Here is a 20,683-nt window from a genome sequence, read left to right on the forward strand (position 1 = left end):
GAGCAAGCTTTTTTTTGTAGGTTAAACGTACGATTGGAAATATACATTTGATTTGCAAAAATTGGAACTTTAAACTAGAGAATCAGGTTTTTATTAATTTGGTTTTTTTTCTTGTATTCCGAATTATAGATGTTGTGTACAAAATTAAGGCTATCCAAATTAAACTAAAGGCAGTGATTTGTTCGTATCTAAATGGTTCATCGTACAATAGTACACCAATTAGTAACATAAGGGTTGGTCCGATGTACTGCATAAATCCTAATGCAGATAATGGTATTCGTTGTGCACCTTTTGCAAACCAATATAAAGGCAGGGTGGTTACAATGCCAGTTAGTATTAAATAAATGGATGTGGAAATAGTGCCCGTAAATAAAGCTCCGCTTCCTGTTCCTACTTTGTAGATAATAAATCCGAGAGCAAAAGGAGCTAGCAGGAAGGTCTCTATTGCTAAGGCAGGTACAGCTTCAATTCCTGCAGTTTTTTTTGTGAGACCATATAATCCAAAGGAACAGGCTAAAAGAATAGAGATCCAAGGGAATTTACCGTAATCAATGGTTAAGTAAATAACAGCTATAGAGGCAATTAGTACAGCAATATATTTAAGTTTGTCTAATTTTTCATCGAGAATAAGCATGCCAAGTGTCACATTTACAATAGGATTGATGTAATATCCCAAGCTTGCCTCAACAATTTGATTGGTGTTAACGGCATAAATAAATAGTCCCCAATTTACACCAATAAGCAGAGAGGAGATAATTAAGCTGTTGCGAGATTTTTTTTGTTTTAATAAATTCCATACATTTTTTCTTTTACTGATAAATAGTAAAATCATAAGAAAAATATAGGACCAAAAAATTCGATGGGCTAAAATTTCTATTGCAGGAACATCGGAAAGTAATTTCCAGAATATTGGCAGAATTCCCCAAGCAAAAAAAGCTTGAATGGCATATATGTAGCCCATTGTAATATTCTTTGTATCGTCCATAGAAATTTAAATGTATAATAAATTATAGTTGGCAAAAGTAATTAAAAACCGATAACTAGCTATTTGCATTGTATTGATTTTATTGTAAAAAGGCTACTAATTCACATGATTTGTTCCGTTCATACTGCTCTTAATTATTTATATTTGTTTTAAACCGATGGAAGTGTTAGTTCATCCGTACTTAATTTCTATAAATTACTTACCATGAAAAAGAAACTAGATCAGCACATTTTAGACACAATGAGTAAGGATTTGGCTAACTGGCATGGGCCATTTTATTGCAATCGAAAAGATTCCCGATTAATGGTTCCAAAATACGATCCGATGTTGGGATGGACATTTAATTTCGCGAGTCCATATGCATTTATTACGATTATCGTTATTGTGCTTCTAATTGTAGGTTCTCAAATATTATTATAGCTTTATATCTATATTTCCATATTTTTATAATATCCTGATTTGTATGGAGGATGATTATTTTGAATTGTACAAGTTAAAAAGTCTATTTAAAATCGTGTTATCCCAATTACTCCATATCAATTTGTTTTATATTTGCGCCTTTTAATCGAACATTTAGATGATACGACTCCCTTATTTTATTATTTCTATCTTAATTCTTTTTACTTCATTGTCTGTATTTGCACAATCGGGTGGTAAAACAGTATCGGAACTTTTTTCGGAGGTTGAAATTACAGAAAAGGTAAGGTTATTAGAGGAACAGTGCTGGAGCTTAAGAGAATCTAATTCCGATTCTGCAATTATTATCGGACAACAGGCGTTGAATTTGGCAATCAAACATAATTTAAGAAAGGAGTTTCCGAAACTGTATGGTTATCTTGGAGTTGTTCAATTGCACTATCTGTACAAAACAAAGGAGGCAATCCCCTTCTTACATAGATCATTGGAGTATAGTTTGCAAGAAAAAGACTCGGTACAACTAGCTTATTCCTATAATAATTTAGGCGACTTATATTTATTGACTGGAAATTTACCCTTGGCTTTAGAATTTGCCGAAAATTCATTACAATTATTCGAGAAGCTAAATCATACTGCTGGAATATCTTACGCTTGCGTAAACTTAGGTTTGGTGTATCGTGAGAAAAAAAATTACGATTTAGCTTTTGATTATTTTGAAACTGCATTAGTGGCATGGAAGGAGCTGGGACAAGAATTAGGAGTTGGTTCAGTTACTCTTGAAATGGCACGTACCTACGAGGCAATAGGAAATATTGATGAGGCAATGCTTTCTTATCAAAAGGCTTATGAAAAAAGTATTGGCTCGGGAAATGCTAGATATACTGCTTTCTGTTTACATGGTATTGCCAATATATTCATTCTTAAAAAAGAGTATAGTAAAGCCTATAAATATTACCAGAAAGCGCTGCAGTTAAATCAAGAACGAAATTTTGATTTTGGATTAGTGGATGATTATATTGGGATTGCCTTGATTTATGCTCATGAAAATAAAAGAGCGGAAGCAGAGTTCAATCTGCAAAAAGCATTGAGTATCGCAAATCGATTAGGATTAAATACCAAGATACTTGAAGTACATAACGCATTTGCTGAACTTTATCAAATTATTGGAGATCAGGATATGGCGATTGAGACGTATAAAAACTTTTCAATCGTATATGATTCAATTCTTTCTATTCATCAGTTTGAGATTATTGATGAGATGCAGAATAGATTTTCCATGCATCAAACGCTATCGGAGACAGAGCAGGAGTTGGAATCCCGAAAAATTCAGGAGAGATATTTGGTGATTATTCTCATTTTAATGTTGGTAATTGCCTTGGTTCTATATTGGCGTTATCAATCACATCGGAAAATAAATCTTAAGTTGGCGCAAATAAATCAAACAAAGGATAAATTGTTTTCGGTGATTTCGCACGATTTAAGAAATCCATTTAATTCATTAATTGGATTTAGTGAGTTGTTATTGGAAGAGGTTAAAGAAGGGAAGTATGAGAATGTGGAGACTTTTACGAGCTATATGAATCAATCTTCTAAAGAGGGGCTTAAGTTACTTACCAATTTGTTGGATTGGTCTCGGTCACAAACAGGGGCTATTACATTTAAATCAAGTCCTTTAAAATTAAATTGGCTGTTTGGGGAGTTAGCTGGTTTTTTTGATTTGGAGCAACAACGCTACCAAGTGAAAATGGAATTCACTAATTTAATTGAGGAAGAAATTTTGGCCGATGCTGATATTCTAAGAACGATCTTAATTAATTTAATTTCGAATGCCATAAAATTTACAAACGAGGGAGGTTTAATTCAATTACATGCTCAAAGAACAAATTCCTTTGTTAAAATTACAGTAAAAGATAATGGAATAGGAATGTCGGAAGATATTGTGGATAGTTTGTTTGATAATGCAAAAACAACGACTAGTACTATAGGTTTGCATAAAGAACAAGGTACCGGTTTAGGCTTAAGTATTTGTGCCGATTTAATTCGAATTCACAAAGGAACTATCGGGGTGAAAAGTAAGTTAGGCAAAGGAACTAGTTTCGAGATTAAATTCCCTTTTGAAAAAGCAGACAGCCTGTAGCAAATTAGCGAACTAATAAGCTATTAGGAATATGAACCTTGTTTTTGAAGGAAATATTTTATTGCATGATGCTTGAGTAAAATTCTGGTGATTTTCGATGTTTTGTAGCTTGCTCGTAGGCATATGCATATTGAATTAACTTTTGTTCCGAAAAAGCTTCAGCAAAGAAAGAGATTCCTATTGGCAGACTATGTATAAAACCTGCAGGAACTGTAATATTAGGATATCCTGAAACCGCTGCAGGTGCGCTACTTCCTCCGCCATAATGATCACCATTCACTAAATCAATATTCCAGGCAGGACCATTTGTTGGTGCAATTAGAGCATCTATCCTGTATTTTTCTATACTAGCATTAATTCCTTTTTTCCCTGAAAGTTCCTTGCATTTAGCTAATGCTTCTAGGTATTTTGTTTCGGTTAAATCGCCTTTTAGGTTCGCCATTTCCATAATTTCCTGCTCAAACCAAGGCATTTCAAGATGTTTGTATTGCTCATTAAAGTGAATAATATCTTCGAGGCTTTTTACAATTGGGAATTTGCAATTATTCAAATAGTTATTTAAATCATGTTTGAATTCATAGAGTAGTACTTCAAATTCCTCATTAGCATATTGGTGAATGTTTTCCAATTCTACATCAACAAGTATTGCTCCTGTATGTTTAAGATCTTCAATGGCTTGTTCCATTATTTTGTCTACTTCGGCATGAAATCCAAATAGTTCTCGAACAACCCCAATTCTTGCTCCTTTTAATGCTTCTTTAGAGAGATTCTCGGCATAATTGATGCCACTGTTTTTTTCATGTAGACTAATAGAATCATTCGTATCCTTACCACATATTACTGTTAGAAGTATGGCTGCATCTTGTACACTTCTGGCAATAGGACCAGCAGTATCCTGAGAATGTGCAATTGGAATAATCCCGGATCTACTTACCAGTCCCAAACTCGGTTTAATTCCAACAACGCCATTGTGTCCCGAAGGACAAACAATAGAGCCATCCGTTTCTGTTCCCAGAGCAACAACGCACATATTTGCAGCTACTGCAACAGCCGATCCAGAGCTGGAACCACATGGCGAGCGATCGATAACATATGGGTTGTGTGTTTGTCCGCCACGACCACTCCATCCGCTTGACGAACGTGTGCTTCTGAAATTTGCCCACTCGCTTAAATTAGTTTTGCCTAGAATTATTGCTCCTGATTTTCGTAATTGTTCAACAATAAAGGCATCTTTTGCTGCGAAATTTCCCTCCATAGCTAAGGATCCTGCAGTAGTCATCATTTTATCAGCAGTGTCGATATTATCCTTTAAAAGAATTGGAATGCCGTGTATTGGGCCTCTCAGTTTTCCTGCCTTTCGTTCTTTGTCTAAAGTTCTTGCAATAGCTAAGGCATCCGAATTAATTTCTATGATTGAATTAGTAGTTGGTCCGTTTTTATCAATTTTCTCAACTCGTTCTAAATAAGCAATTACCAATTCTTCCGAATTTAGTTGATCGCTTTTCATCATTTCTTGTAATTCAGTGATACTTTTTTCATTAAAAGCGAAAGTATTGAAATCTTCCTGATTTAACTTCTTTGTTTCCGATATTGTTTGATTTTGGCAAGCAGGTAAACTGAATCCGACAATAGAGCTGGCTCCGAGAGCCGATAAGGAGATAAAATGACGACGTTTCATGGGTTCGGGGTTAGGTTTAGTGCCCTAAAAGTATTAAAAAAAGAATTATTTCAGGATTAAAATGGTCGAATTATTTTATGATTTTCTCCTTATATTTATGATCTGAAAGTGTTATTTTGTAGAGGTTTGAGAACTTTATAGAGGATTTAACGTACAGATAGGATGTCAAGCAATTCGTTGAAAAGACAATGCTGATGTTGTTTTTTTTTTAACTTGCACCTGTAGTTTGTGTTAATTCAACCTTAATAATTGAACTGCAACGGACAAATAAAACCATAATGAAACAGTACAAAAGTTTAACTTTTCCTACACTTTTTTCGGAAACTGTAGAGAAATTCGGCAACTGTAACGCAATGGCCCTTGTGGGGCAAACTCCCTTTACTTATAACGAGGTTTATACAAATATTCAAGCATTACTTGCACTATTTGAAAAAATAGGAATTAAACCTGGTGATAAAGTTGCTCTGTTGAGTACAAACATGCCCAATTGGGGAATGGTGTACTATGCAACCACTTTTATGGGGGCAGTTGTAGTTCCAATGTTACCCGATTTTAGTGAGTTTGAAGTTGAAAATATTGTAAGACACTCTGAAGCAAAAGCTGTTTTTCTTTCAAAAGGCTTGCGTTCTAAAATTGAAAAACTCAATATTGAAAGTTTAGAATCGATTCTAGCAATTGAAGATTTTAATTTGATTCATGCGAATGAATCTTCGCCTAAGTTTGATCCTACTGCGAAACCAGAACAGGATTATAAGGTGCAGGAGGATGATATGGCTGCAATTATTTATACATCTGGCACAACAGGAAACTCTAAAGGAGTAATGTTGTCTCATAAAAATATTTGCTCTAATGCGATTCGTTCAAAAACAATTCATCCTATCGATGAAACCGATCGTTTTCTTTCCATTTTACCTTTGTCGCACACCTATGAAAATACCTTAGGTTATGTAATTCCTATGATTGCTGGAGCTTGTATTTACTATTTAGGTAAAGCTCCCGTGCCTTCATTACTTATGGCTGCATTTAAAGAGGTGCGTCCAACAATTATGTTTTCGGTACCATTGATTATAGAGAAAATTTATCGCGGTAAAGTTTTGCCATCGATTAATGGCAAGGCAATTACCAAATATTTGTATAAAATTCCTTTTTTCCGTAAAAAGCTGAATGCAATTGCTGGGAAAAAATTAATGGAAACTTTTGGTGGAGCATTAACCTTTTTTGGTATCGGTGGTGCTAAATTAAATTCTCAGGTGGAACTGTTTTTACGAGAAGCTAAGTTTCCATATGCAATTGGTTATGGTTTAACAGAAACTGCACCTTTAATTGCAGGAATTGGTCCAGCGCTTACTAAATATCAGTCTACAGGACCTGCTTTAGTTGGTATCGATATAAAAATACATAATCCAGATCCTCAGACTCAAATTGGCGAAGTTTGGGCAAAAGGAGATAGTGTAATGATGGGTTACTATAAAGAACCAGAAAAAACCAAAGAAGTTTTGACCGAGGATGGTTGGTTTAAAACTGGTGATCTCGCAAAATTAGATAAGGACAATTACTTGTTTATTGAAGGTCGATTGAAAAATATGATTCTAGGAGCAGGGGGTGAAAATATTTATCCTGAAGAAATAGAATCTGTAATTAATAACTTTAAGCATGTAGTTGAATCTGTTGTTATTGAGCAGAAAGGAAAATTGGTGGCAATGGTCCACTTTAATTATGAGGAGTTAGAACATCAATATCACCATCTGAAAAAAGAGGTGGGAAACTATGTAGAGGATACTGTTGATGATTTAAAGAAGGAATTACAAATTTATGTGAATTCACGAGTAAATAAATTTTCGCAGGTTCAAATGGTTGTAGCTCAAATCGATCCTTTTCAAAAAACTGCAACGCATAAAATTAAACGATTTTTATACCACTAAATAATAAAAAAGGCTGATAATTCAGCCTTTTTTTATACCCTTTACTTTCCTAGTGATCCAGAGACCAACTATAGATAAGAGAGGCATCCCCAGTGAAGTCTTTCTCTCTATCAATTTCAGTTTGGGACTCAAATTCGGGGCCAAAACGTTCAAAAGCACTTAAAAATCCAAAATCTCTATCGGGAATGTCTTTAATTATTTTCCCAACCAGCGACACTGCTTTTTTTGAAATAACTAGCCAAGGAACAGTAGCAACACCAACTAGGTCGGTAACAATTCCAAAAGCATCACCAGCAATACCACTTTCAATTTGTGTTAGTATTTCTCCTAAGTCGCGCTGATTGTTTCTTGTGTGTCTTAGGTAGATATGAACATTCACTTCTCGATCGGCTGGAATTTCCCTACTTAGGATATATAAGCCTTCTGAACCAGTCTGATCGGTGTCGAAAAAATACTCATTATTGTGGCGTTTGCTTAATTTAAACGGCTCCTGAGGAATTGTAGTAACCATCATTTTGTCAGCTTCGCTTGGGTGATCGGCAATTATAACAAAGTACAATTTCCAACTTTTTTTGGGACGATAGATGCGTATTCCATCAATTTCAAGTCTTACTTTACTCATGATTTTAGGTTTTGGTTTACTTAAATTTATAAACTATTATGTTACCGTAAAAGAAAAAGAGGAATAATTTTGCAATTTTATAAATCATTTTATTCGTTTATAGTAGAAAACAATAAGATATGTTTTTGGACAGATTTGCCAGAGAACTATCGTTTTAACCGCCAGATAGTCAATGTTTAAGGCTTGGTGTAATTTTGTGGAAATAATCTGGATAAGGAAGTTTGTTCGTATCTTAAATTAATATTGATACATTTGTTTCGCGATTTGGCAATATCCTATCACTTGATAGAATATTAAAGAGGGAATCCGGTTTTAGTCCGGAACTGTACCCGCAGCTGTAATCTCTATACCAAACTCTGTTGCAATATGTCACTGTATCTTATGGAAGATATGGGAAGGCGCAACAAGAGGGAGAAAGTCAGAAAACCTGCCTAAAAGCAATTTTGTTTAATCGACACTTTCGGGACTAAAAGTAAGATTATGAAGAGAATTACTAAATATATGCCTAAAAGGCATATTATGCTTGGTTCGTTAGTACGGAATCAATTTTTCAATTTTAAATCAGTTAAAGATGACGTTCTGATCATCTGGTTTCTCGATAAAATAATCTGGTTGAATTTCAAATTAATTAAAGAAGCAAAAGCCACAATGTGCTATTTGCAATATTTATATTTTTTGGAGTTAAACGGTATTCCCAATTAATACAATTTAATAGTGTGGTTTGTTGTTTACAACAGGCTAGAATTGCTGTGGTTTTAAGTAAGGTAAATTGTTATTTAAATTTTTTAAATCGCAATAGTGTGACTTGTGAAACAGGAAAAGTTAGTATGTTTAAATTTGAGTTAATTAGTTCATAAATAGCATTTAGTAGGGTTGTTTGAGCCATAAAAATGCAGGTAGTTATTGATGTAATTATTTGGAAAATAGGAAGTAGTTTTTTTCGTAAGATATCATCATCATTAATATAAGTGGAGAATGCAAAATAGGAGTGGAAAAGTATTTGGCGTAGCGTTGGGACCAGGAGATCCCGAATTGATAACTCTAAAAGCTTTGAATTGTTTGAAAAAGGTGGATAAAATTTATTATCCAGCAACAGAAACAGCAAAAGGAAGTTCGGATAGTTTTTCTTTAGTGATTTTAAAGGAGCTGAATTTGGAGGAGAGTAGGTTTGTACCTATTACTGTGCCGATGAGTAAGGATCGTTCTTATGCAGAAAAAGCTTATGCCGAATTGTTTTTAAAAGTACAGGCAGATGCATTCGCAGGAAAACAAGTAGCAATTGTTAGCGAAGGCGATATTTCTTTTTTTAGTACGTTTTCTTATTTGTTAGATGGTTTAAACTCTAATAATATAGATTTTGAGATGATTCCGGGAGTGCCGGCTTTTGTTTTAGGTGGTTCGGTTGGCAAATTACCACTTTGTACCCTAAAGGATAAACTGTTGATTGTACCAGATATAGAAAGCGAGGAGGAATTACAAACTTTGTTAAGTAAGAACGAAACTGTGGTTTTAATGAAGATATCGAAAGTGCGCAACTGGATTAAAGACTTTATTAAAAAACACGATATGAAGTTCTTTTATGGAGAATATCTGGGAACCGAAAAGCAGTTTAGTTGCGCGGATATTAAAAGCTTGGAAGCTCGAAGAATTCCCTACTTCGCAATTATCATATTTTATGGAAACAATCGACCTTTACGGCCGGAAGAAAAATAGAAATTACATTACAATCAGAAGATATTATCATGCCAAATAAATTAGGAAAAATTACCGTTGCAGGTCTTGGACCAGGAAATCCAGAGATGTTCTTGAATCCTGCTATCGATGCGATTAGAGATGCAGATGTTGTAATCGGATACAAATACTATTTCCAGTTCATTGAAACCTTTCTGAAAGAAGGAACAGAATGTATGGATACAGGAATGCGCCAGGAGGTACAACGTGCTGCAAAGGCTTTTGAGCTGGCTGAACAAGGCAATAATGTGGTAGTAATCAGTTCTGGTGATGCGGGAATTTACGGAATGGCATCTTTGGTTTACGAAATGGCTGAAAAAACACAATCAGAAGTAGAATTAAAGGTGGTTCCAGGTATTTCAGCTTTTCAAGCAGCCGCAGCAAAATTGGGAGCTCCTTTAAGTCACGATTTGGTAATTCTTTCCTTATCGGATTTATTAACTAGTTATGCCTTAATCGAGAAAAGGATAAAAGCAGCGGCTATGGGCGATTTTGTAACCGCTATTTATAATCCGAAAAGTAAAAAAAGATACTGGCAATTGTATCGCTTGCGGGAACTGTTTTTAGAGGAGCGAGAGGAAACTACACCGGTTGCGATTGTTCGTCAGGTAGCTCGTGCCGAGGAACAAATTAGCTTGACAAACTTGCGCGATTTCGATCCGGAAATGGTAGATATGTTCTCTATAGTAATTATTGGAAATTCCCAGTCTTATATTTCGGGGGATCGATTTATTACACCACGTGGATATTACTCGAAGGAGGAGAAGGAGGGTAGACCTGGGCCATTAATTATGCAGGAAAGTTTTCGAACCATCGCTTCCGAATTAAAAGGCTTGGATTTGCCTCTGGAAACTAAATGGATACTATTGCACTGTATTCATACTTCGGCAGATTTTGAATTGGCTAAGATCTTGAAGGTTCAGAATGATGCAGCTATAAAATTGAACGAATACCTTCAAAAAGGAGGAGTAATTATAACTGATGTTACTATGGCTCAATCAGGAATTCGTAAGAAAGCCTGCGAAAGAATGGGTGTAGAGGTTAAATGTTATTTGCACGATCCTCGTACCATGGAATTATCGGAAAAACATGGTATAACGCGCACTCAAGCAGGAGTTCGTTTGGCTGTTGAGGAGCATCCTGATGCACTGTATGTGTTTGGAAATGCACCTACGGCATTAATCGAGTTGACCGATTTAATGAGAAGTAAAAATATTCAACCAGCTGGAATTATTGCAGCTCCGGTTGGGTTTGTAAATGTAAAAGAATCGAAACACAGAGTGAAAAGCTTTCGCGAATTGCCTGCGGTTATTATCGAAGGAAGAAAAGGTGGTTCCACATTGGCTGCGACTATTGTGAATGCTATTTTAGCTTTGGAAGATGCTTATGATTTAAAACCTGGTAGAGATGTTTAATTTTTACATTATAGGCATTCCCGATCAAATGGAGGTGAGTCTTTCCGAAGAAGTGATTGAAGTGATGAAGACGCATCGCTATTTTTCAGGAGGAAAGCGCCATAGAGATTTGGTTGCTAGTTATTTGCCTGGAAATGCGGAATGGATTGATGTTGTTGTTCCATTAGAGGGTACTTTTCAGGCTTATGAGCCGATTGAAGAACCGATTGTGGTGATTGCGTCAGGTGATCCTTTGTTTTTTGGGATTGGAAATACGATTAAACGACGTTTTCCGGAAGCAAAAATGAAGGTTTATTCCTATTTCAATAGTCTACAATTATTGGCTCATGAGTTTCAGCTGGCTTATGGGGAAATGACTGTATGTACCTTAACAGGAAGAGATTGGGTGAATCTGGATCAGGAATTAATAGGTGGTAAAAAGTGTATTGGAGTATTAACCGATAAGAAAAAAACACCCGCTGCTATTGCGGCTAGAATGTTAGATGCCGGCTTCGACAATTACAAGATGCTGGTTGGTTCGAAACTAGGTGGTGAAGAGCAATATTGTACTGAAATTTGTTTGCAGAAAGTTGTGGATAAGGAATTTGATCATCCCAATTGTCTGATTTTGATTCAAGAGAAAGAGATTAAACGAACTTTAGGAATCCACGAAAGTGATTTTCATATTTTGGAAGGCAGGCCTAAGATGATTACCAAACGAAGCATCCGTTTAAATTCTATATCATTTTTAGACTTGAATAGTGCGAAACATTTGTGGGATGTTGGCTATTGTACTGGTTCGGTTTCTATTGAAGCTAAGCAGTTTGCTCCACATTTACAAGTGACAGCTTTCGAAAGAAGAGAAGAATCGAAAGCGCTTTTAAAATTGAATCAACGAAAGTTCTGTGTTCCAGGAATTGAAGGGATTCACGATGATTTTTTTGATATTGATTTGGCTACTTTGGATCACCCCGATCGAATTTTTATTGGCGGACATGGAGGTAAGTTAAAGGAAATGATGAGTCGTTTGTATTCGGTTTTAGAGGAAAATGGAATTATTGTTTTTAATGCCGTTAGCGAAGCAACAAAGCAGGATTTTTTACAAGCAGCGAAAGAATTGCAATTAGAAATTACTGATCAGATGAGTATACAGCAGGATGAACACAATGCAATTGTGATATTTCAGGCAAAGAAGAGAATTATACACAAAGGACAATAAATTACTACACAAAGTAATATAAAGCATTCATTAGTTTGATGTGCTTGTATTTTGCCGATTTGTTTTTTGAGAAGAGTATATAATTAGAAGATTTTAAAAATAGTGAAGGAGTAAATACTTTGTCAGTCTTTGGGATAAACTTAGTGAACCCTTTATAGTTTAAATAAATACATACATGAGCAATACATTCATTATTATCAATAACAGTTTTGCAATGGCTACTGCCGAGCGCATTGCTTTAAAAATGGAAGGGAGCACAATTGTTTCCGTTGCCGGATATTCGGGGAGCGATAAGATTACTTCGTTACCAGATTTTCTTACACACTCTTTCCATGCCTGCGATTTATTAATTTTTATTGGAGCAATGGGTATTTGCGTAAGAAGTATTGCTCCTTTTATTCAGGATAAAGCTAGCGATCCGGCAGTGATTAATATGGATTTACAAGGGAAATATGTGCAATCGGTATTGTCAGGACATAAAGGGGGAGCGAACGAATATGCTAAAGAGATAGCAAAAATAACCAATGGGACTGCGATTATTACAACAGCAAGCGATAGCTTGGATTTATGGCCTTTGGATATCTTCGGAAGAAAATATGATTGGATAAATGAATACCAGAATGCCAGGGAGAATGATTTAATTGCTGCTTTTGTAAATCAGAAGAAAACGGCATTGCTTTTAGAGGTAAAAAATGAGGGAACACAAGCTTTGTTGGATTCTTGTCCTGATTTTGTAGAGGTTTTCTATCAATTTGATCAGATTAGACAAGAAGATTTTGATTTGCTACTTGCAGTGACTCCTGCTTTGTACGAAACAAATATTCCAAGCTTGTTTTTTCGACCAAAATGCATTGTTGTAGGTACTGGTGCACAAAAAGGAATTGGCGTGGAAGCGTTCGAAAAGGAATTAAGAGCTTGTTTTGAGGCAAATCACCTGTCTTTTTCTGCCCTAAAAAGCATTCATAGTATCACTGTAAAAGCTAACGAAGAAGCATACAAACAATTTAGTGAAACAACTAATCTATCCTTTATTACTTATTCTTCGGAAGAATTGAATGAGAAGGAAGGGGAGGTTTCCTATTCCGAAGCGGCGTATCGTGAGGTGGGAGCTGTAAATGTATCCGAGGCATCGGCACTAATAGCAAGTGGTGCAAAAGCTTTGATTCAAACCAAAAGCAAACATGTTGATGACAATGGCAAGCATTTTACATTGGCTTTGGCGATGGATGCAAAACAGGAGCGTAAAGGGGAGATTTTTATTGTTGGAGCGGGTCCGGGAGCGCCAGATTTAGTTTCGGTTCGAGGAAAGAGTTTGTTGCAAAGAGCCGATTTAATTTTATATGCTGGAAGTTTAGTGCCCAGAGAATTAACTGATTACGGAAAAGCAAGCTGTACAATTCGTAACTCAGCCGATTTAACTCTGGAAGAGCAGTTTGATGTGATGAAGGAGCATTACGATCGAGGTGGATTAGTTGTGCGTTTACATACAGGTGATCCATGTATTTATGGTGCTATTCAAGAGCAAATGAATTTTTTCGATCAGCACGAAATGGATTACGAAATTGTTCCAGGTATTTCTTCTTTTCAAGCTGCCGCGGCGCGCTTAAAATCTCAATTTACGATTCCGGAAAAGGTTCAATCCATTATTTTGACTCGTGGAGAAGGCAGAACGCCAATGCCTCCTAAGGAACAATTGGCTGAGTTTGCTAAGTTTCAGGCAACTATGTGTTTGTTTTTAAGTGTGACTTTGGTAGATAAATTGCAAGCTGATTTATTGGAAGGATATCCAGAGAATACTCCTGTAGCGATTTGTCACAAACTAACTTGGAAAGAGGAGAAAATTTGGAGAGGTGAATTGAAAGATTTGGCAAAAATTGTGAAGGAAAATAAACTATCCTTAACCGTAATGATTGTTGTTGGCGAGGCAATCGGGAATCGTAAAAACAGATCACTTTTGTATCATCCGAAGTTTACACATGGGTGTAGAAAAGGAATTGATAGTTAAGTAAAAAATAATTGTTCGTCTGCTAAAGGGGAAATAGACAAAATAAATTGCAATGAAAATACTATTATTCGGGGGAACGACAGAGGGGAAAGCAACGTCTAATTGGTTGGATGATTTGGAAATATCACATTTTTATTCGACAAAAACGAGTTCGGGAAATTACGAATCGAAGTTTGGAAAACGAATTTGTGGTGCCATGAGTGTGCAGGAGATTTGCATTTTTTGTTTGGAAAAGGCGATTGATTTATTAATTGATGCGGCACATCCTTTTGCCGAGGTTTTGCATCATAGCATTTCGGATGCAGCCAATCAGGTAAGTCTGCCGGTAATTAGAGTGGAGCGCGATGCTGTTCCTCGAGTGGAGAACGAATGGATTCGTTACCATCAGAGTTTACCTTCTATATTGGCCGATTTACAGTCTAAAAAGTTTTCAAAAATTCTATCCTTGGTTGGTGTAAAATCTTTGCCGGTGATTCACAAAATTATGCCCAATGCGAATATTTGGTATCGGATTCTTGATTTTACTTCTTCATTAGAAATTGCACAAAATGCAGGGGTTGAAGTCGAGAAACTAATTGTTACGGATGCGTTCGAAGGTATGGAATCGGTAGAAGCTTTGTTGCTTCGAGAGGGAATGGAGACAATGCTAACAAAAGAGAGTGGCTATTCGGGTTTATTAGATCAGAAAATGGAATTGGCAATAAAATATCAGATTCCCTTGTACGTGATTGCCCGGCCAGCACTTCCTGATTACGATGATACTATAAGTAATCGGGAAACTCTGCAGAAATATTTGAAAAATCGTTTTGGATTGGAAAGGAAAGAGTTGGCACATGGTTTTACTTCGGGAACTTGTGCTGCCATAGCTGCAAAAGCGGCTATTAAATTGTTGCTTGGAGAGTCTGCTAATCAAAAAGAAAGTATTGTTTTAGCCGATGGTGGAATATGCGAAATGCAGTTGTATCAGAACAAATTGGGAAAGGATTTTGCTCTTTGTTCGGTGGTGAAGAATTCTGGCGATGATCCGGATGTTACCGATGGCACAGAAATAGGAGTAAGCTTAAAATGGAATGCGGAGAATTGCATCCGATTTGTGAAAGGGGAAGGAGTTGGAACCGTTACTTTAAATGGATTGGGCATTCCAATCGGTGAACCTGCAGTGAATCCAATTCCTCGAAAAATGATCGCTTTTGAATTGAAACAGGTGATGGAAGAGCATGATTGGAACAGTGGTGTAGATGTTTCGGTGTTTGTTCCTCTTGGAAAAAAATTGGGTGCAAAAACCTTTAATCCAAAATTAGGGATTGTAGGTGGTATTTCGATTATTGGAACCACCGGGAGGATAAAACCATATTCATTGGAAGCTTACATGCAGAGTATTGGGAAACAGGTGGTTTTGGCTGTTGAGAATGATAATAAACACATTGTGGTGAATTCGGGAGGTAGAAGCGAGCGTTATCTTAAGCAGAAATTTCCGCAACTAAACGAGTTGGCATTTTTGCAGTATGGAAATTTTATTGGCGAAATGTTGACGATGTTAATAGACTCGGGCGTTGAGAAAGTGAGTATGGGAATTATGACAGGAAAAGCGGTGAAATTAGCCGCCGGAAATTTGGATACACATAGTAAAAATGTGGTTTTCGATCATGATTTTTTAATGGCGCTGGCTAAAGATTGTGAGTATCCTGAAGAGCTTGTTCAAAAAATTGGACAGGTAAAAATGGCTCGGGAATTAGAAGAGCTATTTTCGTTTCAGGCGACGGAGCCGTTTTTTCAACTACTTAAAAAGAAATGTATTGAGGTTTGCGAACGAGTAGTGGAAGGCTATGGTTTTGAGCTTTTTTTAATGAATAACGAGGGGGAAATTATTTAGACTAAAGTAAGAGTTAAGAAAAGGGGTGTTTCGAATAGGTAATGGTTTATAGAATAGTATTTGGAGAAATTAATTCTTAAGTTTTCGATAAATTTCGATTAATTGATCTGTCTGTGTATAAATATTAAATCCCTTTTCAACTCCTTTGCGGGCAGTAACAGCAAGTTCTTGCAATTTGTTTTCCTCTTTTAAAAGCTCTTTTAAGGCTTTTGCTAATTCTTTCGCAGTATTGTTCTTGTAGATAATTCCTCCTTTAGATTTTTCTACAATTTCGGGAAACGCACCTAAATTTGGTTGTACAACTGGCACTCCCGAAGCCATACTTTCTAGTAAATACAATCCAAAGGCTTCCCCATTGCGCACAGGAACCGAAATCATGCGAACTTTTTTAAAGAAATCATGTCTTCCTGCGCCATCAAAATCTTCATGAAATTCAACTTGTTCCAAAAGCTTTTTTTCTTTTAATTTGTGGCGAACTTGTTTAATTATCGTTTTATCATCGCCAGTTGATCCACCCGTTAAGATCAATTTCACATCATTAAAATTGTGGTCTTTTTTAAGTTCCATAAAAGCATCTACCATAAGGTCGAAACCATTTGCCTCACACATTCGGGAGATGTAGCCAATGTTTCGTGCTTTGGTATTGGGTGCTGTAAAAGTATATTCATCCGGATCAACTCCCAAATGGTTGGTGAATACCTTCTCCTTGGCTAGACTCATTTTTTCTATGGAAACTCTTGCATAAAAATCGCTTACAGCAACAAAAGCATCTAAATGTGTTGCTTTGCTACTCATTAACGCCCAAATTTTGTTGCGAAAGGAGTCTTTCATGGCATCTACCCAAACATCTTCATCTTGCAGGGAACAAACTAATATTGCGTTGGGAAACTCTTGTTTTAATTTAGGAGCCAAACCCAATAGTAAAGCATTCGATAAATGTATTACATCAGGTTTCAGGTATTCAGCCATCCAGTTTACCATACGGTTCAATTCCTCTTTCTGTTTTCCTTCTTCTCCCATCAACATCGAAACAGTCATTTCTTCCAGACCTTTGGCATTGGTCGATCCTGCCATGCTAGCTGCTAATTTCAACATCGGGGCAGAGTTCAATAAACGATCTATCCAAGCCGGAGCATGTCTAAAAATGGGATACAATTGTTTTAGGTAAATGCTAATGGCACCATAAAAAACTGGAATTTCATTCAAATCATGTTCATCAGAAAACAAAGGGAGATACATGGGAATTTTAGTCACTTCGTGTCCTTGCTTTTTCATAGCAAGATGAAACTTATCGTCGCGTAGGCAATTTCCACAATAAAAACTGCCACCAGAGCCAGGGATAATTTGAAGAATGTTCATGGAAATGAAATTTGAAGGTGTGTAAAGCTTAAAGTTAAAATTTTAAAGTGAAAAAGTGACTGCTCAAAAAAGGAAGCATTCAATAATTATACGTCATGTTGAGCTTGTCGAAACATCTTCTAATTTAAAAGGATTTTACGACTTCGTTCAGAATGACAACTGTTTGGGTCTTCTTTTTTCTTTAAGCTTATTTCTTCCTTTTCCCTTTACTTATCAAACTGCTTTGCTTCTTCCCAAATCTTATCCATTTCTTCTAAATTCATGTCTTTCAAACGGCGACCTTGTTTCAAGGTTTTGCTTTCCAGGTAATTAAATCGTTTCGTAAATTTTTGGTTGGTGCGTTCTAATGCATTTTCAGGATTTACGTTATACAAGCGGGCTGCATTGATTAAGGAAAAGAACATATCGCCGAATTCGGCTTCCATCTTATCCTGATTGCCTGTTTTAATTTCGGTTTCCAGTTCCATCATTTCTTCTTTCACTTTTTCCCAAACCTGTTCTTTTTCATCCCAATCGAAGCCAACGCCATGCACTTTATCCTGAATTCGGTTGGCTTTCACCATGGCGGGTAATGATGTAGGAACTCCTTCCAATACTGTTTTGTTGCCTCCTTTTTCTTTTAGTTTTAATTGCTCCCAATTTTCTTCCACCTCTTTGGCATTGGCAACTTTTGTATTACTAAAAATATGTGGGTGACGGTATATCAATTTCTCACTGATTCCATCGCAGACATCCGCAATGTCAAAATCGTTTGTTTCGGAGCCAATTTTTGCATAAAAAACAATGTGTAAAAGAATATCACCTAATTCTTTCTTAATTTCCTGTGTTTCTCCCTTTAGAATGGAATCGGCCAATTCGTATGTTTCTTCGATGGTAAGGGTACGCAGACTTTCAAAGGTCTGTTTTTTATCCCAAGGACAGCCTTCACGAAGCTGATCCATAATATTTAGTAAGCGCTCAAAAGCTTTTAGTTTTTTTTCCATTTGTTCTGCATTTGATATTCGAAAATCAAATTTACAAAAGTATTTTGGAGTTTAAGGATTAATTCAAATATCAATGATAAGTAGTTTTAAAATTAGAATGGGAACTGTTATTTCCATTTTTCTGAGTTATTTTGCTTACTAAAGAGTGGGTTTATTGGACACTATTTATTTTATGTATTTTTCCTGTTGGTTTTTAGATGTTTAACGAGTTGTTGAATAGAATGTTTAGTTACTATTACAATAGACTACATTTTTTTGTCGTTATGCTTTTGTTAAGTAAAAAACTAATATTTAAATTTTAAATTGTATGAGTTGGTTAATTAGTAAATCAAGGGTTTTAGTGTTATCTCTTTTTGCTTTTTCTCTTTTAATGGTGGGTTGCGATGATGAGGATTCTGATTCTGCTGATCAAGAAGTTGTTGATACTATTGCAGAAACAAAAGCAAATTTAGTTGGGGAATGGGTATTAATAAGTAGTACTATTGATAATGAAAATGTGGCTTCTTCTGAGTTTGAAATAGTAAAACAATCCAAGGCTGATTTTTATGAGGATAATACCTACAAATTAGTTTATAAAACAGGGATTTCGAATGATTCAGGTTCCAATGTTTCAACAAGTACTGAGACTGGAACGTATGTAGTAAATGGAATTAATCAGGTTTCTTTTTTTAATTCATCTTCTGATATTCAACTAAAGGAAAGTAGGCTTCAAATCACCTCTGTAGCTAGAGTTAGTGGCAAAGAACAAACACAGGTTGATGTTTTTATTAGAAGTGATAGTGAAGAGTTGCAAGAACAAAATAATATAGGCTCGGATGTTATAGAGGAAGAGAACGATGATTCGGATGTAGTTAATACTTATGATGGAACAGCTGTTATTTCTAAATTATTGGGGAAATGGAAAATAAGTGGGCAAACGGATAAATGTTTAAAAATGAATACGATTGAATTTAAATCGGATACTATTTTCGAGTTTATTCAACATAAAGCAACTTTTAATCGATCTGATTTGTTAAACTACAATATAAGTGTTAGTTATCCTATGCCTGCAGTATTTTCAGCGAGTGTTACTAAAGGTGACGATACAGTTGTTTTTGATACCGAAGCTAATTGTCAGTTTGTAAAAACAAGTCAAGTGAAATATTTTGTAAAAGATGAGAATACGATTTTACTAAAAAATTCAACGAAGGTCAAAATTTTATTGGAAGATGATAGTGCCTTTAAGCTGGTATTTACTTATTCTGATGAAAATGGGGATGAAAAAATAATTGAATTTACATACGTGAAAATGTAGATTTATATTATCATAAATTATAACCTGTAGCAGGAGGAGATCGTTTTTGATTCCTCCTGTTTTTTTATATGGTGAAGGCTTAAAAAGCAAGTGCGAGTTTTGATTTCATGCTCTATTGATGCCTTCAAATTAAGAATTCTTCCATTTTGAAATAACTATTTTTGGCTCAATTTCTTTTGATTTCATTTGTGAGATAAATCATGTTTGTAATTATAAAAGAATCTGTTCAATTCTTTAAGTAGCTAGTTATTATAAGCTTATAAGTTTGGGAGACCTAAATAAGTACTTACTAGCTTCACTTTTGTAACGATCCGATTTATTTTCGATAACGTCTTTTTGGGCTACTTTCTTTTACTGATGAATGAGGATTAGCTGTATTTGCCTCTGCCGTTGTTGGATCATCGCTCAGATAAATAGGATCTTCCTCGCTAGAGGTTATTTCGAGTATCCGTTCGTATTTTTTTGGCAGATTTAATACCGCAACATCCTTCCATTCTGCTTTTCCCAAAACCGCTATTCGTTCTCCTTCCTCCAATATTCCTTCCTTGTAGCGAAGCGTTTTATTAATCCCTAATAATCCCTCACTTTTGTAACCTTTACTTTTCAAATAGGTTTCAAGATTATCTGTAGCATCCTTAAAAAAGCCCGACGAATAACTTTGATCGGTAACGATGTACGATCTAATTTTACTATCGTTAATAAATGCGAATTTGCTATCGTCTTTAATTAAAAAACGGTTGGATACTTCTTCTTCAATAATGGTTTTCCATTTAGAATTCTTTCCAGACGACACTTTTTGTTCAATGAGTACATGGTAGTAAGAACATTTTCGTTTCGAAAGAGGAGCGAATAGAGGAGGGTCGATAAATTCTACATTTCCAACAATTCGCACTATCTCGCCATCTTTAATAGTTGCAATCTTTTTTAGTTCCGATTTTTTAAGTTTTCGCTTGATGATTGCATTTTTACTAAAATAAAAGACAAGGAAGAAAATCGTTGCCACTACTATCAGAATAAAAATGAAGAAGATTTGATCCATTTTATATGTTTTTATTATTTTATAA

General features: G+C 35.6%; 16 protein-coding genes and 1 riboswitch. Of the genes, 10 read left to right on the plus strand and 6 right to left on the minus strand.

The genetic code is table 11. The annotated features are described in order from the left end of the window. Positions 1-82: 82 nt before the first annotated feature. Entirely contained in the window at positions 83-985 is a 903-nt protein-coding gene (gene rarD / locus BZG02_RS13775) for an EamA family transporter RarD (protein WP_101262028.1), read from the minus strand. Between the two features lie 204 nt (positions 986-1,189). On the opposite strand from rarD, the gene BZG02_RS13780 reads away from it, so the two are divergent. Together BZG02_RS13780 and BZG02_RS13785 are read left to right on the plus strand one after the other, a co-directional pair. Continuing rightward, positions 1,190-1,405 (plus strand): DUF5808 domain-containing protein, encoded by a 216-nt coding sequence (locus BZG02_RS13780; RefSeq protein WP_218972244.1) that lies wholly within the window; start codon positions 1,190-1,192, stop codon positions 1,403-1,405. 157 nt (positions 1,406-1,562) lie between these two features. Then, positions 1,563-3,539 carry an ATP-binding protein gene (locus tag BZG02_RS13785; RefSeq protein WP_101262029.1) on the plus strand — a complete coding sequence of 659 codons (1,977 nt, stop codon included), beginning with the start codon at positions 1,563-1,565 and terminating at the stop codon, positions 3,537-3,539. A 58-nt stretch (positions 3,540-3,597) separates the two neighbouring features. Here BZG02_RS13785 and BZG02_RS13790 read toward each other — a convergent pair whose 3' ends face one another. Continuing rightward, positions 3,598-5,217, minus strand: a complete 1,620-nt coding sequence (locus tag BZG02_RS13790; RefSeq protein WP_101262030.1) for an amidase — start codon at positions 5,215-5,217, stop codon at positions 3,598-3,600. A gap of 278 nt (positions 5,218-5,495) precedes the next feature. Between BZG02_RS13790 and BZG02_RS13795 the strand changes: the two genes are divergently transcribed. After that, positions 5,496-7,139, plus strand: a complete 1,644-nt coding sequence (locus BZG02_RS13795) for an AMP-binding protein (protein ID WP_218972245.1) — start codon at positions 5,496-5,498, stop codon at positions 7,137-7,139. A gap of 49 nt (positions 7,140-7,188) precedes the next feature. Here BZG02_RS13795 and BZG02_RS13800 read toward each other — a convergent pair whose 3' ends face one another. Continuing rightward, positions 7,189-7,761 (minus strand): hypothetical protein, encoded by a 573-nt coding sequence (locus BZG02_RS13800; protein WP_101262032.1) that lies wholly within the window; start codon positions 7,759-7,761, stop codon positions 7,189-7,191. Positions 7,762-8,009: 248 nt separating this feature from the next. Next, positions 8,010-8,210: riboswitch (cobalamin riboswitch) on the plus strand. 31 nt (positions 8,211-8,241) lie between these two features. Here BZG02_RS13800 and BZG02_RS13805 point away from each other — a divergent pair. From BZG02_RS13805 to cbiD, 6 genes are all read left to right on the plus strand, one after another. Next, entirely contained in the window at positions 8,242-8,463 is a 222-nt protein-coding gene (locus tag BZG02_RS13805) for a hypothetical protein (protein WP_101262033.1), read from the plus strand. 273 nt (positions 8,464-8,736) lie between these two features. Next, complete coding sequence (cobI, locus tag BZG02_RS13810; RefSeq protein WP_101262034.1) at positions 8,737-9,474, plus strand: precorrin-2 C(20)-methyltransferase; 738 nt, start codon at positions 8,737-8,739, stop codon at positions 9,472-9,474. A gap of 29 nt (positions 9,475-9,503) precedes the next feature. Beyond that, on the plus strand, positions 9,504-10,907 hold the full coding sequence (gene cobJ, locus BZG02_RS13815; RefSeq protein WP_101262035.1) for a precorrin-3B C(17)-methyltransferase: 1,404 nt from the start codon (positions 9,504-9,506) through the stop codon (positions 10,905-10,907). Further along, positions 10,900-12,105 (plus strand): precorrin-6y C5,15-methyltransferase (decarboxylating) subunit CbiE, encoded by a 1,206-nt coding sequence (gene cbiE, locus BZG02_RS13820; protein WP_101262036.1) that lies wholly within the window; start codon positions 10,900-10,902, stop codon positions 12,103-12,105. Before cobJ ends, cbiE begins: the two co-directional genes overlap by 8 nt. A 175-nt stretch (positions 12,106-12,280) precedes the next feature. Further along, complete coding sequence (gene cobM / locus BZG02_RS13825; RefSeq protein WP_101262037.1) at positions 12,281-14,110, plus strand: precorrin-4 C(11)-methyltransferase; 1,830 nt, start codon at positions 12,281-12,283, stop codon at positions 14,108-14,110. Positions 14,111-14,162: 52 nt separating this feature from the next. Continuing rightward, positions 14,163-15,983: a cobalt-precorrin-5B (C(1))-methyltransferase CbiD gene (gene cbiD / locus BZG02_RS13830; RefSeq protein WP_101262038.1), complete on the plus strand. Its 1,821-nt coding sequence runs from the start codon at positions 14,163-14,165 to the stop codon at positions 15,981-15,983. 69 nt (positions 15,984-16,052) lie between these two features. Here the strand turns inward: cbiD and BZG02_RS13835 are convergent, their stop codons facing one another. Continuing rightward, positions 16,053-17,342 carry a glycosyltransferase family 4 protein gene (locus BZG02_RS13835; protein WP_101262039.1) on the minus strand — a complete coding sequence of 430 codons (1,290 nt, stop codon included), beginning with the start codon at positions 17,340-17,342 and terminating at the stop codon, positions 16,053-16,055. 206 nt (positions 17,343-17,548) lie between these two features. Beyond that, on the minus strand, positions 17,549-18,325 hold the full coding sequence (gene mazG / locus BZG02_RS13840; RefSeq protein ID WP_101262040.1) for a nucleoside triphosphate pyrophosphohydrolase: 777 nt from the start codon (positions 18,323-18,325) through the stop codon (positions 17,549-17,551). A 307-nt stretch (positions 18,326-18,632) separates the two neighbouring features. On the opposite strand from mazG, the gene BZG02_RS13845 reads away from it, so the two are divergent. Beyond that, entirely contained in the window at positions 18,633-19,619 is a 987-nt protein-coding gene (locus BZG02_RS13845) for a hypothetical protein (RefSeq protein WP_101262041.1), read from the plus strand. A gap of 316 nt (positions 19,620-19,935) precedes the next feature. On the opposite strand, the gene BZG02_RS13850 is transcribed toward BZG02_RS13845, so the two are convergent. Beyond that, complete coding sequence (locus tag BZG02_RS13850) at positions 19,936-20,658, minus strand: hypothetical protein (RefSeq protein ID WP_101262042.1); 723 nt, start codon at positions 20,656-20,658, stop codon at positions 19,936-19,938. Between the last annotated feature and the right edge of the window lie 25 nt (positions 20,659-20,683).

The sequence above is a fragment of the Labilibaculum filiforme genome, assembly GCF_002843315.1.
In the GTDB taxonomy this organism is placed as follows: Bacteria; Bacteroidota; Bacteroidia; order Bacteroidales; family Marinifilaceae; genus Labilibaculum; species Labilibaculum filiforme.